The 16,819-nt window shown below is 67.8% G+C and carries 15 protein-coding genes; 14 read left to right on the top strand and 1 reads right to left on the bottom strand.

The window, feature by feature from the left end; genetic code table 11:
* Positions 1 to 29: 29 nt before the first annotated feature.
* Positions 30 to 3,575 carry a M1 family aminopeptidase gene (locus ACIQ51_RS10600; RefSeq protein ID WP_396205010.1) on the bottom strand — a complete coding sequence of 1,182 codons (3,546 nt, stop codon included), beginning with the start codon at positions 3,573 to 3,575 and terminating at the stop codon, positions 30 to 32.
* Between the two features lie 228 nt (positions 3,576 to 3,803).
* Between ACIQ51_RS10600 and ACIQ51_RS10595 the strand changes: the two genes are divergently transcribed.
* The 14 genes from ACIQ51_RS10595 to hprK all read left to right on the top strand — a co-directional run bounded on the left by ACIQ51_RS10595 (position 3,804) and on the right by hprK (position 16,771).
* Entirely contained in the window at positions 3,804 to 5,168 is a 1,365-nt protein-coding gene (locus ACIQ51_RS10595; RefSeq protein ID WP_396205009.1) for a Rieske 2Fe-2S domain-containing protein, read from the top strand.
* Between the two features lie 84 nt (positions 5,169 to 5,252).
* Positions 5,253 to 5,561, top strand: coding sequence for a zinc ribbon domain-containing protein (locus ACIQ51_RS10590; protein WP_396205008.1), 309 nt, complete (start codon positions 5,253 to 5,255; stop codon positions 5,559 to 5,561).
* A 79-nt stretch (positions 5,562 to 5,640) separates the two neighbouring features.
* Positions 5,641 to 7,293: an arginine--tRNA ligase gene (gene argS, locus ACIQ51_RS10585; protein ID WP_396205007.1), complete on the top strand. Its 1,653-nt coding sequence runs from the start codon at positions 5,641 to 5,643 to the stop codon at positions 7,291 to 7,293.
* A complete protein-coding gene (locus tag ACIQ51_RS10580) occupies positions 7,290 to 8,234 on the top strand; it encodes a PfkB family carbohydrate kinase (RefSeq protein WP_396205006.1) in 945 nt (314 codons plus the stop codon). The genes argS and ACIQ51_RS10580 overlap by 4 nt, the downstream gene beginning before the upstream one ends.
* The gene (purM, locus tag ACIQ51_RS10575; RefSeq protein ID WP_396205005.1) at positions 8,231 to 9,274 is read left to right on the top strand and encodes a phosphoribosylformylglycinamidine cyclo-ligase; all 1,044 of its coding nucleotides are present in this window, start codon (positions 8,231 to 8,233) and stop codon (positions 9,272 to 9,274) included. The genes ACIQ51_RS10580 and purM overlap by 4 nt, the downstream gene beginning before the upstream one ends.
* A 32-nt stretch (positions 9,275 to 9,306) precedes the next feature.
* Entirely contained in the window at positions 9,307 to 10,326 is a 1,020-nt protein-coding gene (locus ACIQ51_RS10570; protein ID WP_396205004.1) for a hypothetical protein, read from the top strand.
* 10 nt (positions 10,327 to 10,336) lie between these two features.
* A complete protein-coding gene (ribD, locus tag ACIQ51_RS10565) occupies positions 10,337 to 11,452 on the top strand; it encodes a bifunctional diaminohydroxyphosphoribosylaminopyrimidine deaminase/5-amino-6-(5-phosphoribosylamino)uracil reductase RibD (RefSeq protein ID WP_396205003.1) in 1,116 nt (371 codons plus the stop codon).
* A gap of 7 nt (positions 11,453 to 11,459) precedes the next feature.
* Complete coding sequence (locus ACIQ51_RS10560) at positions 11,460 to 12,113, top strand: riboflavin synthase (protein WP_396205002.1); 654 nt, start codon at positions 11,460 to 11,462, stop codon at positions 12,111 to 12,113.
* Entirely contained in the window at positions 12,110 to 13,351 is a 1,242-nt protein-coding gene (locus tag ACIQ51_RS10555) for a bifunctional 3,4-dihydroxy-2-butanone-4-phosphate synthase/GTP cyclohydrolase II (protein ID WP_396205001.1), read from the top strand. Before ACIQ51_RS10560 ends, ACIQ51_RS10555 begins: the two co-directional genes overlap by 4 nt.
* A gap of 7 nt (positions 13,352 to 13,358) precedes the next feature.
* Positions 13,359 to 13,850 (top strand): 6,7-dimethyl-8-ribityllumazine synthase, encoded by a 492-nt coding sequence (gene ribH, locus ACIQ51_RS10550; RefSeq protein WP_396205000.1) that lies wholly within the window; start codon positions 13,359 to 13,361, stop codon positions 13,848 to 13,850.
* Complete coding sequence (gene nusB / locus ACIQ51_RS10545; RefSeq protein WP_396204999.1) at positions 13,850 to 14,359, top strand: transcription antitermination factor NusB; 510 nt, start codon at positions 13,850 to 13,852, stop codon at positions 14,357 to 14,359. Before ribH ends, nusB begins: the two co-directional genes overlap by 1 nt.
* Positions 14,356 to 15,489: a glycosyltransferase family 4 protein gene (locus ACIQ51_RS10540; RefSeq protein WP_396204998.1), complete on the top strand. Its 1,134-nt coding sequence runs from the start codon at positions 14,356 to 14,358 to the stop codon at positions 15,487 to 15,489. Before nusB ends, ACIQ51_RS10540 begins: the two co-directional genes overlap by 4 nt.
* Positions 15,489 to 15,800, top strand: a complete 312-nt coding sequence (locus ACIQ51_RS10535) for an HPF/RaiA family ribosome-associated protein (protein ID WP_396204997.1) — start codon at positions 15,489 to 15,491, stop codon at positions 15,798 to 15,800. The genes ACIQ51_RS10540 and ACIQ51_RS10535 overlap by 1 nt, the downstream gene beginning before the upstream one ends.
* Positions 15,797 to 16,771: an HPr(Ser) kinase/phosphatase gene (hprK, locus tag ACIQ51_RS10530; RefSeq protein WP_396204996.1), complete on the top strand. Its 975-nt coding sequence runs from the start codon at positions 15,797 to 15,799 to the stop codon at positions 16,769 to 16,771. Before ACIQ51_RS10535 ends, hprK begins: the two co-directional genes overlap by 4 nt.
* Positions 16,772 to 16,819: the final 48 nt, after the last annotated feature.

The raw sequence follows: 16,819 nt of genomic DNA, 5'->3' as shown, positions 1-16,819 counted from the left end.
TCATGCTGGTTACTGGAAAGCGCCGATGCTCAGCGCGGTGGGCCCAGCGGGCTCGGAGGGCACCCCGTCCGCTGCACCGTGTAGGCGATCTGGCTGACCAGCCACCGGTCGCCGGGCTTCACCAGCGTGAAGACGTCGGTGCCGCAGTGCGAGAACCGGCCATCGATGAAAAAGTCGTATGGCGCGTGGACCTCCACGATCGGGCCGAACGCATACGCGGTGGGGGCCCACAGCCGCTCGAGCAGGCGCTCCCGCCCCACTGGAAGCGTGCGGAAGAAAGCGGCCGCATCCTGGGTGCTCACACTCGTGCGGGGACCCGCCGGATCGCCGATCGACCGCAGCGTGATATCGGGATGCACCAGCGGGCGAAGTGCCGCCGTGTCCCGTGTCGACAGTGCCCGCAAGAGCGCCTCCGCTACACCCACGACCGCGGCACGGTCCGATACCGTCAGCGGCACCTCCGGGCGCGCCCGGTCGAAGTCCGTCCTGCACGTCGCCGCGGGCGCCGTGGACGACAGCCCCGCCAACCGCCAGCTGCCGCGGGTCTTCACCAACGTGAAGAGATCGGCGCCGCAGCCCTGCACGCGGTCGTCGTCGCCCACCCACCGGTACGGCGCCCAGACGTGGGCCAGCGCACCGTGCATGACGCGCGTGCGTGCCGCCAGCTCGCTGCGGCCGGTCCGGGTGGCAAGCCCGGCGAACAGCGCGCTGTCATTCGACGGGCGTGGCAATGGCACGGCGCCGTTTCCCACGCCCACCCGCAGCATCGTCCAGCCGGTCGGCACGAGCGTCTCCCGCAGGAGCAGCGTGTCCTTGGCATGGAGACCGGTGAGCCAGCGATCCACCACGGCATCCGCCGCCGTCTCCTCCGCGTCCGGCGCGAAGCGTTCGCGGATGCGCACCGTGCGCTCGAGGTCGTCGCGCGCCTGCAGCACCTTCTGCCGGAGATCCGCGGCCAGCGTGGGCCGTTCTACGAGCCAGTCGTCCACGATGGCGAGTGCCGCCCGCTCCGTCTGGCCACCGAGCGTGGCTCCCAGCCAACTGCCGAGGAAGAAGATGCGGCGGTTCTGCTGAATCCACGGGAGCGTGTCGAGCGCGGCGCGCAGGAAGCGTCGCGTGAGCGGCTGCTGCTCGGGCTCGTGGAAGGCGCGCAGGCTCGAAGTCACCCACTCCTCATTGAGCGTGGCCTCGCGGAACCAGCGGTCGAACAGCCCCGACTTCATTGCGCTGTCTGGCTTGGCGGCCCCCGCCACGAACGCCAGCCGCGCGCCTTCACTGGTGGCGTCGCGCGCCTGCTGCGCGGCGATGAGCGAGTCGGCATCGGTGGCGCCGCGCGAAACGAGGCGCGTCACGATGGCCCAGCGCGAGGGCGCGCGCAGTGGAAGCCCGGCGGCACTGTCGGCGGCGAGCCACGCCCTGAGCTGCGCGAGGGCCGGGCTCCGCTGCGCCAGTGAAACGTAGGCGTCGAGATGATTCTTCCGGATGCCGTAGCTCCGCGTGGTGTCGGCGGCGCCCAGCAGCAGCAGGCGTTCCACCTCGGGCAGCAAGGCCTCACGCACCACCTCGGGGGCATACCGCGTCACGCTCGTGCCCAACCGCCCCACCAGCGTCCCCGACAGCTGCTCGTCGCGTTCGGCCGGGAGTGCCCGCAGCACCATGCGCGCGTAGCGTGCCGGCGAGAGCTGCGCTTCACGTACGAGGTCCCAGAGCGCTCCCCAGAGCATGGCGCGCAGGAAGTCATCGCGGACCGATGCCACGTGCTGTTCGAGCCAGCGTACACTCGCGCTGTCGGGCAGCACGATGGCGTAGCCGTAGTCTCCCTCGTTGGCGTAGACGAAATCCGGCGCCGGCTGCCCGATCGCCGCACGCACGATCGTGGTATCGCCCGTGAGCTCCACGGGCACGCGTACCGGGGCCTTGCCGGTGTAGTGCAAACGCACCTGCACCTTGAGCGGCCACGCGCCCGCGCCGGACAGCGCGGGTTGCGCGGGGCGCTGCACCAGCGCGAGACGGGTGATGCGCCCGTTGGCGACGGTCAGCTCCTGGCGAACCACCGGCATCCCCGGGCGCAGCATCCACTGGCGCCCCCACGCGGAGAGATCACGCCCGCTGGCGGCCCCAATGCTGGCCAACAGCGCCTGCCAGGTGGCGTTGCCGTAGGCATGCTGCCGCAGGAACTGCTGCACGCCGCGTTGGAAGGCGGCCGGGCCCACCAGATACTCGAGCTGCTTGAGCACCGACGGCGCCTTGTTGTACACGATCGGGCCGTAATTGCTCTTCGCCTGATCGAGATTGGCGAGTGCCTGCCACACCGGGGTGGTGCCGGCGGTCGCATCGGTGCCGTACGCCACCGGCTTGTTGCGCAAATAAAAGGTCTTCCAAGCGTTCGAGGCGGGCTCGAGGTCGGCCTGCATGCGCGCCGCCATGAAGGTGGCGAAGCCCTCCTTGAGCCACAGGTCGTCGAACCAGCGCATCGTCACGTAGTCGCCGAACCACTGGTGCGCCACCTCGTGGAAGGTGGTGGCCTGACGCCCCAGTAACTGGGAGGTGGTGGGGCGCTCACGATAGATGAAGCTCTCTTCGTTGTAGAACACGGCCCCGGGATGTTCCATGCCGCCGAACGGGAAGGCCGGTGCCAGCAGCGCGTCGTACTTGTCGAACCCGTAGGGCACGCCGAAGTACTGCCCGAGCCACCGTAGCGCGCGCGCGTTCATTGCCACGAGGGTGTCGTGCTCCGCCTCCCGTGCACGCGACGCGCGTACGTACAAGGACATCGGGACCTTCGGTCCCCCCTCCCGCATCGCCTCTGGTCGCGTATGCACCGACCAAGGCCCCGCCGCAAAGGCGATCAGATACGTGCTCAGGGGCTTGGTGCTGGCAAAGTGATGCGTGTGGCCCGTGCTACCCGTGTCCACGCGCTGGAGTGCGCCGTTGGCGAGGGCGCGCCACGACCGGGGCGTGGTGAGGGTGAGGGTGACGCGCGCCTTGAGATCCGGCTGGTCGAAGGAGGGGAACAGCAGGTTCGCGTCGGAGGGGACGAGCAACGTGTACAGGTACGTGCTGCCGTCGGCGGCATCGCGCGTGCGGATGATGGCCGCACCAGCCGACGCCACGGGCGTAGCAAAGGTGAGCATCACGCTGTTGCGCCCCGGACGGAGCCGCGCGGCGGGGATGACCACATGGTGGCGATTCCAGGAGGCCGCCGCATCACGCCACTCGCTCCCGTTGATCGCGCCCCCGGAGACGGCGAGCCCACGGAAGTCGAGAATCACGTCACCGCCGCGCCGCGTCGTAAACCCCACGGTCACGCGTCCGCTCGCCGTATCGCCGCTCCCCACTGTCAGGGACAGCGCATAGTGCACGTCGCGGAGCTGTCCCCGGCGCTGCGCCGCAAGGTCGGCCGATACGCCCGGCCCAATGAGCGCGGGCGGCGACGCCCCAGGCGAAGGCACCGCCGGCGCCTGCGCCGGCAACGAGGACAGCGCGAAGGACGGCACGAAGGCGGCCACGCACCGAATGAAGCGGATCGTGCGCACGGCGCGCAGGCACCGGCGGAAACGGGAAGGGGGGCGCATCCGTCGAAGCTGCGACGCTGGGCGCCCAGCCGCCACTCCGGTGCCACCACCGCGGCGCCGCCACTCCGGATCGCCGGTTTTGGTGCTAGCATTCAGAAGGCTCGGCACGGTGCCGGTGCCATCCCTCCTTCGCCGCTCGCCATGTCGCCGGATACGCCAGCCCCTACGCCGTCTCCCTGTGACTCCTGCGCCCGTGTCGATCGGCGCCAGTTCCTCACCTCGGCCTCCGTGCTATCGCTCGGGGCACTGGCCACGGCCGGGTGCGGCGATGGCGTCTTCAGTGGTCCGGAGAGCATCCCGACCTTCCCGGGAACGCCGTTTTCGTTCGATCCGCGCACGGTGACTGCGCTGCAGTCGGTTGGTGGGCGCACGGTGGTCCAGCAAGGGACTATGACGCCCGTGCTGGTGGAGCGAACGGGACCGTCCCAGTACCGGGCGCTGGCACTGGCCTGTCCGCACCGCGGCACGATCGTGAACGTGGACGGCGGAGGGTTTCTCTGTCCCAATCACGGCGCGCGCTTCGCCGCCGACGGCACGTGGCTCTCTGGGCAGCCCACCGCCGATCTCGCGCCGGTCGGCGTGCGCGTGAATCCCGACGGCACGCTCACGATCGGCGGCGCGCCCCTCCCACCGGCGCTGGCGCTCGCGGTCTCGTCCGTGACGTTTGTCACCACGACGACCGGCGCCAACCCGGCGGCCCAGACGGTGGCCGTCAGCAACGCCGGCGGCGGCACACTCGGCGGTCTCCAAGTGAGCCTCGCCTACGCGTCCAATCAGCGCACGGGATGGCTCACCGTGCAGCTCGATCAGGCCGCGACGCCGGCCGTTCTGACGGTGGGGGTGCAGAAGGGGACACTCGCGGCAGGGGCCTACAACGCCACCGTCACCATCAGCGCCCCCGGCGCGAGTAACGGGGCCCAGACGCTGGCGGTGGGCTTCGCGGTGCAGGATCCCGTCAGTCCGCCGTCGCTCCTCCTCTCCAGCAGCGTGATCGCCTTCAGTGCGGTAACCGGAGCCACGCCGTCCGCCCAGGCGGTACAGTGCACCAACGCCGGTGGCGGTACCCTCAGTGGTTTGGCGGTCCAGGTGGCCTATGGTGCCGGGGCCACCGGGTGGCTGAGTGCCACCCTCAACGCGACAACCGCGCCCACCGCGCTCACCCTCCGGCCCACGGTGGGCACGCTCGCGGCAGGCACCTACAGCGCAACCGTCACCGTGTCCGCCACCGGCGTGCCCTCACGTACGGTGAGCGTTTCGTACACGGTGTCACCGGCGGGACTGGTGGTGAACATCGCCGCGTGGCCGGCGCTCGCCACCGTGGGTGGGGTGGCGGGCAGCGTGGGGAACGTCAACGGTGGGCCCGTGGCCGTCGTGCGCACCAGCGCCACGAGCTTCTCCGCGTTCTCCATGGTGTGCCCTCACGCCGGTACCACCATCAACGTGGTCAACGGGGTGAGCTTCCGGTGTCCCAACCACGGGGCGCTCTTCAACAATGCCGGCAACAACCTGCCAAACTCGCCACAGCGCACCAACGATCTCACGCGCCTCACCGTCTCGTACTCCCCTGGCGCCCCCACGCTGGTGGTCTCCTGAACGACGGCGACCGGCAGCCGTTGAACCCGCTCCCGGACATGGCTACGTTTCGAGGCTGTTCGACCCCAGCCAACTTTCGTAGCCATGCCAACTTACGAATTTCGCACGCCCGACGGCTCCATCATCGAGCGGATCTTCAAGATCAGCGAAGTCCCTGACTCCGTCGAATTGCCCGACGGCAGCGTGGCCACGCGCATCATCTCGGGTGGTGCCGGCCTGCTGTTCAAGGGCTCCGGGTTCTACATCACTGACTACGGCAAGGACGGCAAGAAGGACCAACGCGCGCCATCGCCGAGTTCCGCCAGTCCCAGCAGTTCCAGTAGCACCAGTACTTCCGGCGGTTCCAGTAGCGACTCGAAGCCGGCGTCGTCTTCGACGCCCAAGGCCGAGTGACCACAGCCGTCGTGCACCGTCTCGTGCACCGTCTCGTACAGGGCGGCAGTGAGCCGTCTCTTCTCTTGCTGACCACTCCGTGACTCAGGCCGACGCCCTGCGCGCTGAACTGGCGCGCGCGGCGCGCACGCTCGGTGCGCCCGACGACGTGACCCCCATTCTCGAGCGCCCGCGTGATCCGTCGTTCGGTGATTGGGCCACCAACCTCGCCATGACGCTTGCGAAGGCGCTCGGCAAGAAGCCGCGCGACATCGCCGAAGCGCTGATCGCCGCACTCGACATGCCCCGCGTGGGCATCGTCTCCGCGGAAATCGCGGGGCCCGGCTTCGTGAACATCCGCCTCGATCCCGGCTTCCAGGCGCGCGGGCTGCTTCAGATCCTGCGCGCGCCCGACCAGTGGGGACGCGTGGCACTCGGGCACGGTGAACGCGTGTGCGTGGAATTCGTGTCCGCCAACCCCACCGGGCCGCTGCACGTGGGTCACGGGCGGCAGGCGGCACTGGGCGATGCCATCAGCACGCTCCTCGAGTGGACCGGTTTCGACGTCGACCGCGAGTTCTACTACAACGATGCCGGTGCGCAGATCGCCAATCTCGCGAAGAGCACCCAGGCGCGTGTCCGTGAACTCGCGGGGCAACCGCTACAGATCCCCGAGGGCGGCTATCACGGGGCGTACATCGGAGAGATCGCCGAACGCTATGTGCAGCAGCACCCCGAGGACCGCGAGGGAAATGACCTCGACGCCATGCGAGCCTTCGCCGTGGCCGCGTTGCGGCACGAACAGGATCTCGACCTGCAGGCTTTCGGCGTCAAGTTCGACACCTACTACCTCGAAAGCTCGCTCTATGCCGATGGGCGCGTAGAGAAGACCGTCGACGCGTTGCGGCAGTCGGGCTACACATACGAGGAGGAGGGGGCGCTCTTCCTGCGCACCACCGACTTCGGCGACGACAAGGACCGCGTGATGAAAAAAAGCGCGGCGAAGGGCGGCGATTACACCTACTTCGTGCCCGATGTGGCGTACCACGTAACCAAGTGGGAGCGCGGCTATCGCCGGGCCATCAACGTGCAGGGTGCGGACCATCACAGCACCACCACGCGCGTGCGTGCTGGTCTGCAGGCGCTCGGGATCGGCATCCCCACGGGCTACCCCGACTACGTACTGCACCAGATGGTGACCGTCATGAAGGGCGGGGAAGAAGTGAAGATTTCCAAGCGCGCCGGCTCCTACGTCACGGTGCGGGATCTCATCGACGAAGTGGGGCGCGATGCCGTCCGCTACTTCTTCCTGATGCGCAAGGGCGACTCCCAACTCGTCTTCGACGTGGACCTCGCGCGCAGCCAGTCGGAGGAGAATCCGGTCTATTACATCCAGATGGCGCATGCACGCATGTGCGGCATCTTCCGCGTGGGCGAAATCGACGCCGGCACCGTCACCGGCGAAGGCGCCGACCTCGGCGTGCTGGTGGCGCCGGCTGAGCAGGAGCTCGTGAAGCAGTTGCTCGACTTTCCGGCGATGGTGAAGGGGGCAGCGGACAATCTCGAGCCGCACCGCATTGCGGGCTGGCTCCTCGAGACGGCTCGTGCCGCGCACACCTGGTATCACAAGCATCATGTCCTCGGCGAGCCTGAGGACATCACACGCGCGCGCCTCGTATTGGCACGCGCTACGCAGCTCGGCATCGCCGCCGGTCTGCGCATTCTCGGACTGTCTGCGCCGGAGCGCATGTGAGTTCTGCCGATCCGCTCATTAAGAGCCCGGTCCTCGTCGTCGGCTCGGTGGCCCTCGACTCTGTCGAGACGCCGTTCGGCAAGGCCGATGAGGTGCTGGGGGGCTCCGGCACCTTCTTCTCCTCGAGCGCGTCGCACTTCACCCCCGTGCAGCTCGTCGGCGTGGTGGGGGACGATTACCCCGTCGAGAAGCTTGCGCCGCTTGCCGAGCGTGGGGTGGATCTGGCTGGTCTCGAGACGGCCGAGGGCACGAGCTTCCGGTGGCGCGGCCGCTACCGCCACGATCTCAATTCAGCGGAAACGCTCGAGACACATCTCGGGGTATTCTCGCACTTCCGCCCCAAGATCCCTGAGCAGTTCAAGCGCTCCCCCTTCGTGTTCCTCGCGAACATCGATCCGCGCCTGCAGTTGCAGGTGCTCGAACAGGTCGAGACGCCGCGCCTCGTGGCGTGCGACACCATGAACTTCTGGATCGAGTCGCGTCGTCCGGAGTTGGTCGAGCTGCTCGGGCATGTGGATCTCATCACGCTCAACGACGCCGAAGCGCGCCAGCTGACCGAGCACAACAACCTCGTGCAGGCCGCGCGCTGGATCATGGACAAGGGGCCCAAGCACGTGCTGATCAAGAAGGGCGAGCACGGCGCCTTCATGTTCACGCGTGACAGCATCTTCTTTGCGCCCGCCTACCCGTTGGAAAGCGTATTCGATCCCACCGGCGCGGGCGACTCGTTTGCCGGGGGCTTCATCGGCTATCTCGCCGCAACCGGTGATCTCAGCGAGGCCAACATGCGGCGCGCGGTGGTCGTGGGGTCCGCCATGGGCTCGTTTGCCGTGGAGAAGTTCTCCAACACACGTCTGCTCGAGATCACGCGGCGCGACATTGATGCGCGCGTTCAGGCATTCCGGCAGCTGGTGGCCTTCGACACGGAGCTCGGCGCATGAGCCAGACCCCGCTCGATTACCGCTCGGCCGGCGTCGATATCGACGCGGCAGACGACGCGAAGCATCGCCTCGCGAAGCTCGTGCAGAGCACCATGACGTCGGGCGCGCGCGGCGCGTTCGGTGGCTTCGGCGGCATGTTCCGTGTTCCTGAGGGATACCGCTCTCCGCTGCTGGTGGCCAGCGCCGACGGGGTGGGCACCAAGATCAAGATCGCGATCGAGGCCGGGCGCCACGATACGATCGGGCATTGCCTGGTAAATCACTGCACCAACGACATTCTCGTTCAGGGCGCAATCCCGCTCTACTTCCTCGACTACGTCGCCTTCGGCAAGCTCGAGCCGCCCGTGGTGGAAGGTGTGGTGGCCGGCGTGGCCGCCGGCTGCCGCGAGAACGAATGTGCACTGATCGGTGGTGAAACCGCCGAGATGCCCGGTGTGTACACGCCGCCCGACTACGACCTCGCGGGCTTCATCACCGGCATTGTGGAAGAAGACGCGGTGCTCGGCAGCGCAGGCGTGCACGAGGGCGATACCCTCGTGGCGCTCGGTGGCAACGGCCTCCACACCAATGGCTACTCGCTCGCACGCCGTATCATCAGCGACCGACTCCAGCTTGGCGTGCACGATCCGTTCCCCGATGCGAACGGCGCTACCGTCGCTGACGTCATGCTGAAGGTGCACCGCTCGTACCTGCAGTGCCTCAAGCCGGTACTCGGCTCCATCAATGCGATGGCGCACATCACGGGCGGCGGCCTGCCGGGCAACTTGAACCGCGCGCTGCCGCCCACCCTCGATGCCAGCGTGGACACCGGCACCTGGACGGTCCCGTCGGAGTTCCGCGTGCTGGCCGAGGCGGGGCAGGTGGCGAGCCTCGAGATGTTCCGCGCATTCAACATGGGCGTAGGCATGGTGGTGATCGCCGCACCAGCCAACGTGTCGCAGATCACCTCGCGCGCGGCCGCGTGCGGAATTCCTGCGTGGGAGCTGGGTACGGTGGTGGCAGGGACCGGTCGGGTGCGTCTCGACGGTACGGTCACCTGAGATCGCTCCAGTCCCCACTGCATGAGGATCGCATGACCTCTCGCTGCGTGTCGTTCGTCATCGCTGCCTGCGCGCTGGTGCTCGCGTCGGCGGCGCCCGCCGCGGCGCAGACGTCGTCCGGCAGCTGCACCGTCTCGCCGGCGGTCCCAGGTGCGTCCGGCGCCGACGTCTGTCAGAAGGGACGCGATCTGTTCTCCTTTCTGGTACCGCAGGTGGGGGTGGCGCTCTCCGGCGGCAACCCTGTCCTTGGCGAGGGCGGCACGCTCGGGGGCTGGGGCAAGCGCATGCTGCAGCTCCGGGCGACGGCGGTCGACGGTCGGGTGCCGGCCAACGATGTGCCCATTCGGGTGACCGGTCCGGCCGCGGCCTCCGACTTCGGTGCCAAGCGGGTGCCGGTGCCGATGCCAACCCTCGATGCCGCAGTCGGGCTGTTCAAGGGTATCCCCCTCGGTCTCACCAATGCCGGAGGGGTGGACGTGCTGCTCGGAGCGTCGTATCTGCCCACCATCGAGGACGGCGATTTTTCGCTCACGCCCACCGGGGCGAACTGGGCGTTTTCGTACGGCCTCCGCGTGGGGGCATTGCAGGAGTCGTCGCTCGTGCCCGGGGTAAGCCTGAGCGTCATGCGCCGTAAGCTCCCCACCATGAACTTCGGCTACGGTTCCAGCAACGACACCCTGCGCGTTGACAACTTCGCGCTGACCTCGAACGCGCTCCGGCTCACTGCCGCGAAGCGGTTCCTGATCTTCGGCATCGCTGCCGGCGTGGGGCGCGATCAGATCGAGGGGAGCTCGTCGCTCGGGGCGACGGTCAATGAGAACCTCCTCGCAGCCACCCAGCGGTATGGGGCGTCGCTCCCCGACCTGCGCACCACGGTCGTCCGCAACACGGCGTTCGTGAATGCCTCGCTCAACCTGATCGTCACGCGGCTCATCGCCGAATACGGCTGGTCGGACAACGGCGAGCGTCTGCATACGATCAATCGCTTCGGGGACCGTCAGGCCAACGAAGGCTATCGCTATGGCTCGGTCGGTCTCACTGTCCGTTTCTGAGCCGCCGCTGATGTCGCATACGGAAGCGCACGGGTCGGAGGGCTGCTCCGACGACGTGCGCTTCATGCGTCGCGCCCTCGATCTCGCCGAGCGCGGGGCGGGTCAGGTATGGCCCAATCCCAAGGTTGGGGCGGTGATCGTGCGCGAGGGCACGATCGTAGGGGAAGGATGGCACCAGCGGTTCGGTCGCGCGCATGCCGAAGTCAACGCCCTGGCCGCGGCCGGCGAGGCGGCGCGGGGCGCCACGGCCTACGTGAGCCTCGAGCCGTGCAATCATCACGGTCAGACTGGCCCTTGTACGGAGGCGCTGCTCGCAGCGGGGGTGTCACGCGTGGTCTTCGCAGCGCGCGACCCTAACCCGACGGCCGCCGGCGGCGCCGAACGGCTCCGTGCCGCGGGGCTCGCTGTCGATGGGGGGATCTGCGAGGCCGAGGCCATCTGGAGGAACGCACCGTTCTTCCACGCGGCGCACGGGCGTCAGCCTCCCTTTGTCACGCTCAAGCTGGCCGTTTCGATCGATGGGGCCATCGCCGGCCCCGCGCGCAAGCGCGCCTGGCTCACGGGGGCGGAGAGTCAGGCGGCGGTGCACGCCTTGCGCGCCGGCGCTGACGCCGTGGGGGTGGGGATCGGTACCGCCCTCGCCGACGATCCCGCGCTCACCGTGCGTCTCGCTGAGGCCCCGACGGTCGCCCCACGGCGGGTGGTCTTCGATCGGCGAGCGAGGCTGCCGCTCACCGGCGTGTTGGCCCGGACGGCTCGTGAGACCCCCGTTATCGTGCTCCATGGGCCCCACGCCTCGCTTGAGCGCCTCGACGCGCTCGAGGCCCAGGGCGTGCAGCTGCTGCGGGCGGACAGCCTGCCGGCCGGGCTGGACGCGCTGGCCGCGGTCGGCGTGCGCCATCTGTTCGTCGAAGGCGGCGCCGAACTGGCGTCCGCCCTGATCCAGGCCAACCTCGTGCACCACCTGATTATCTTTCAGGCTCCGGTCATTCTGGGGGCAGGCGCCGTTCCGGCGTTTGCCGCACTGAACGGGCGTGACGTCGATCCGGCGCCCCGCCTGCAGGTGCTCGAGCGTCGTGGATACGGCGTCGATCTGATGACCCGCTACGCTGTTTCCGGAGACTGAGGACAGGATGTTCACGGGGCTTGTGGACGACGTGGGGCTCATTGAGCACGTCGCCGATACGCCGGCCGGCCGCGAATTGCGCGTGACCTGCCGCTACACCGATCTCACCGACGGTGAAAGCATCGCCGTGAATGGCGCCTGTCTGACCGTGCGCGAGCACGGCGTGACCGGAAGTGGTCTCGGCTGGTTCACCGTGGCGGCCGTCGTGACCACCATCGGCCGCACCACCGTCGGAGACTGGAGCGCCGGGGAGCGCGTGAACCTCGAGCGTGCCATGAAGCTGGGGGACCGCCTCGGGGGCCATCTGGTATTGGGCCACGTGGACGGCCTGGGCCTGGTGCGTCGCACCGCGCAGGTCGGCGATGCATGGCTCATCGATCTCGAAATCCCCGAAGCGCTGCGGCCGCTGATGGTCGATAAGGGCTCCGTGGCGGTGAACGGCGTAAGCCTGACCGTCAACGCCGTGCTCGACATCGGCGTGCAGCTATCGATCATCGAATACACCAAGCAGCATACGACGCTCGGCCTGCTCGAGGCCGGGCATTCCGTCCATGTGGAAGCCGACGTGCTTGCGAAGCACATCGAACGACTGCTGACCCCCTATCAGCGCGCGCACGGCGCGCGCTCCGAGGTGGCGGCCGTCATGGAGGTGAGGGCATGACAGAGCAGGAGCAGGAGCAACACGCAGCGGCGGAGCCGGTGTTCGGCACCGTCGAACAGGCCCTCGCCGATATCCGTGCCGGCAAGTTCATCGTGGTGGCCGACGACGAAGACCGGGAGAACGAGGGTGACCTCGTCTGCGCGGCGGAGCTCGTGACCCCCGAGATGGTGAACTTCATGCTCGAAGCCAAGGGGATGATTTGCCTCTCGATGACCAACGAGTGGGCCAACCGCCTCGGGCTCGAGATGCAGGTCGATCACAACACCGAGGCGATGTCCACGGCCTTCACCGTCAGTATCGATGCCGCGGCCAAGTTCGGGGTGAGCACGGGCATCAGTGCCAGCGATAGAGCCACCACCATCCGCGTGGCCGTTGATCCCAGCGCCACGCGCGCCGACCTGCGCGTGCCTGGTCACATCCACCCGTTGCGGGCGCGTGACGGCGGCGTGCTGCAGCGTGTGGGGCACACCGAGGCCGCGGTGGACATCGCGCGTCTCGCCGGCTTGCGTCCGGCGGGCGTGATTTGCGAGATCCTCAACAAGGACGGCACCACCGCACGTCGCCCACAGCTCGAAGTGTTCAGCAAACAGCACGGGCTCACGTTCATCACGATTGCGCAGCTGGTGGCGTATCGCCTCCAGAACGAACGCCTGGTGCATCGCGTCGCCGACGCACGCCTCCCCACCGCCTTCGGGGAGTGGCGCATCGTCGGCTATCGCAACGAGGTGGACAGCCGCGAGCACATTGCCGTGGTCTATGGCGATGTCCAGGACGGTGAGGACGTGCTCGTGCGCATGCACAGTAAATGCCTCACCGGCGATGTCTTTCACTCGCACCGTTGCGACTGCGGGTGGCAGCTCGAGAAGGCGATGCAGATGATCCAGGCCGAGGGGAAGGGGGTGATCGTCTACCTCGACCAGGAAGGGCGCGGCATCGGCTTGCTCAACAAGCTGAAAGCGTACGAACTGCAGGACACCGGCGCCGACACCGTCGAGGCCAATGAGCGTCTCGGCTTCAAGCCAGACCTCCGCAATTACGGAATCGGTGCCCAGATCCTGCTGGATCTGGGAGTGCGCTCGATCCGTGTCCTGACCAATAACCCGCGCAAGCTCGTGGGGCTCGACGGCTACGGTCTCGTGCTCAAGGATCGCGTGCGCATTGAGGCGCCGTCGACCAGTGAGAACGCTTCCTATCTTGAAACCAAGCGCACCAAGCTTGGACACCTTTTCGCCGTCTGAGATTCCCGTGGCCGAATTCAATGGAGATCCGCGCGGGGAAGGGCGCCGCATCGTCGTCGTCGCCAGCCGCTTCAACGAGGGCATCACGGTGCCACTCGCCGAGGGCGCCGTGAGCGCGCTCGTGGGCCGGGGCGTGGCCTTCGATGACGTGGACGTGCTCTGGGTGCCCGGCGCGTGGGAGTTGCCGGTGGCGGTCCGTCGTGCCCTCGCGACCGGTCGCTACGATGCCGTTGTGGTCGTGGGGGCGGTGGTGCGTGGTGACACGCCGCATTTCGACTTCGTGGCCGGTGAGGCCTCCCGCGGCATCATGGAGGCGTCACGCGACTTCGAAGTGCCCGTGACCATGGGGCTGCTCACCACCGATACCATGGAACAGGCCGAAGCGCGCGCCGGTGGAGCGCACGGCAACAAGGGCGCCGACGCAGCGCTCGCGGCGCTTGAAATGCTTGACCTCTTCGATCGCGCCTTTGCCGACGATGGCAGCGAGGAGGACGCGTGATGGCCACCCTTCACGACGAAGCCTTCTGGGACGGCCCATCGCAGGAGCCGCTGCTCCCCAAGCAGGGGCGCCGCCAGCGCAGCAAGCCCACCAAGACCGAGCGCGTGGAAACGCGCGGGCGCGCCCGCGCCCTGCAGGCACTCTATGCCGCCGATCTGCGCGATCAGGCGCAGCTGCGTCGCATCGCCACCACCGTGTTCGACGATCTTGCCATCGATCCCGAGGAGCGTGCCTTCGCCGCACGCCTCGTGGCCACCGTCGCTGATCGTGGGGCCGACCTCGATGCCGCGCTCGCCGAGGTGACCAATAACTGGCGGCTCGAACGTCTCGGCGCTATCGAACGCAGTGTGCTGCGCCTCGCCGCCGCCGAACTCGCGCGGGACGAAACGCCGGTGAAGGTGGTCCTGCAGGAAGCCGTGCACCTCGCCGAACGGTACGGCACCGAGCGCAGCGCGCGCTTCGTGAACGGAGTGCTCGACGCGTACGCCCGCAAGCTCGGCAAGCTGTGACGGCGGGGGGCGAGCGGCTGCGCATTGCCGTCGTCAACTGGCAGTGCCGAGACAATCCGTTGGCGGGCGGTGCGGAGATTCACCTCCACGAGATCTTCGGGCGCCTCGCGGCGGCCGGCCACGAGGTCGTCCTCTTGTGCGGCGGGTGGCCCGGCTGCCCGCCGCGTGCCACGCTCGACGGCATCGAGGTCCATCGGGTGGGCACGCGACAGAGTTTCCCCTTCCTCGCCCGCCGCTATTGGCATCGGCAGCTGGTGCCGCGCGGCTTCGACGTCCTCGTCGAAGACATCAACAAGGTGCCCCTCTACACCCCCACCTGGCGTACCCCGAAGCTGGTGGGGCTCGTCCCGCATCTGTTCGGTGGCACGGCCTTCCAGGAGCTCGCCGCTCCGCTGGCCACCGCCGTCTGGCTGTCCGAGAAGCCGCTGCCGTGGTGCTACCGGGGGCACGCCTTTGAAGCGATCAGCGAAAGCACCAAGGACGATCTGGTGCGGCGCGGGGTGGCCGCCGATCTCATCCGGGTCATCTTCCCGGGAATCGACAGCATGCACTACACGCCCGATCCCTCCCTGCGAGCGGATCGACCCGTATTTGCATATCTGGGTCGGCTGAAGAAGTATAAGGGCGTCGATCTTGTGCTTCGGGCCTTTGCGGCGTGTCCGGTACCGGAGGCGACACTCGAGATCGCCGGGGCCGGTGAGTTTCGTGGCGATCTCGAGCGGATGGCGGGAACCCTCGGGGTGGCGTCCCGGGTACGGTTCCTTGGTCGTATCGACGAGACGGAAAAGTGCGCCCTGCTGCGACGAGCGTGGGCGACGGTGTTCGCATCACCCAAGGAGGGGTGGGGCATTACCAATCTGGAGGCGGCAGCGAGCGGAACGCCGGTGATTGCGTCGAACTCCCCGGGAATTCGCGAGTCCGTGCGGCACGGCGACACTGGATTTCTCGTGCCCCACGGCGACGTGGCTGCCATGGCTGCCTGCATGACGCGCCTCAGCGGCGAGCGGACGCTCGTCGAACACCTGGGGGCTCAGGCACGACGCTTCGCCGAGGGGTTCACCTGGGCGAACGCCGCGAAGGAGACAGAAGCCCACCTCCGCGAGGTCGTGGGAAGGGAGGAAGGTCGCTAATGGATATCATCCTGCACGCGCACCATGCGGACGTCCCCGAGTCGCTCCGCGCCCAGGCCGAGTTGGCCATCCGCCGTATTGCCGCGCGCCTGCATCGCGCCGCGCATGCCCTCGTTCGATTCGTGGGCGACGGGCCGACTCGTCGCGTCGAAATCGTCTTGCGCGGATCCCGACACCGTGAGCTCTTCGCCGAAGCCGATGCGTCCGCCTTCGCGCCCGCGCTCAGCACCGCCGTCCAACGCCTCGAAAGCCAGGTGGCGCGGGTGCGCCGCTCGCGTCGCATGCCGCGGAATGGAGGCCGGACCGGGTGACCAGACGCCTGACCGTGGGCACGCTCTACGAGCGCATGAAAGACGTGCTCGAGCTGGAGCTGCTCGGGCCGGCCACAGGTCTCGAACGTGAGATCACGAGCCCCGAGGCGTCCAGCCCGGGGCTCGTCCTTGCCGGCTACATCAACCGGTTTCCGTACCAGCGCATCCAAGTGCTCGGCGAAACCGAGATCACCTATCTGCAGTCGCTCGATGCCGCCACACGCACGGCCAACCTCGAGCAGTTTTTCGGCTTTCCCATCCCCTGCGCCTTCGTCACGAAGGCGCTCGAGCCCCCTGAGCCGCTCATGCGTCTCGCCGAAGCAGCCGGCGTGACCATTTTGCGCTCGCGGCTCAAGACGGCCGAGCTATATCGTCTCATCAAGCCATTCCTCGCCGATCAGTTTGCCCCTACCACCACCATGCACGGCTCGCTCGCTGACGTGTACGGGGTGGGGCTGTTCTTCACGGGCAAGAGCGGCATTGGCAAATCAGAATGCGTGCTCGATCTCGTCGAGCGCGGGCATCGCCTCGTGGCCGACGATCTCGTCTTCGTCTCTCGCCGCGGCAACGATGTGCTCATCGGCAAGGGGCACGAGCTCCAGCGACATTTCATGGAGATCCGCGGGGTCGGCTTGCTCGATATCCCCGCCATCTTCGGCATCCATGCCGTACGGCAGCAGAAACGCCTGGAAGTGGTGGTGGTCCTCGAAGAGTGGGATGCCGATGCGCAGGTCGATCGCACCGGGCTCGACGTGCAGACCATCGACATCCTCGGCGTGGAGATCCCCAAGATCACCGTGCATCTCAATCCCGGAAAGAACATCACCGTGATCGCCGAAGTGATCGCCATGAATCATCTCCTGCGCTACTATCGCGGGTACGATACGGCCACCGCGTTCAACGAGCGGTTGATCGGTCAGATGCGACGGAAGTCGGATGTGCAGCGGTATTTGCAGGAGGATGACGAGTAGTGGGTTCTGCGGCCATTCCGGTTCGTGCTATCGTGGCAGGGCACGGTA

The organism is Gemmatimonas sp. (genome assembly GCF_044344655.1).
Taxonomy (GTDB): Bacteria; Gemmatimonadota; Gemmatimonadetes; order Gemmatimonadales; family Gemmatimonadaceae; genus Gemmatimonas.
Note: the sequence above shows the minus strand (reverse complement) of the source record. Positions and strands in the feature narration are given on the sequence as shown.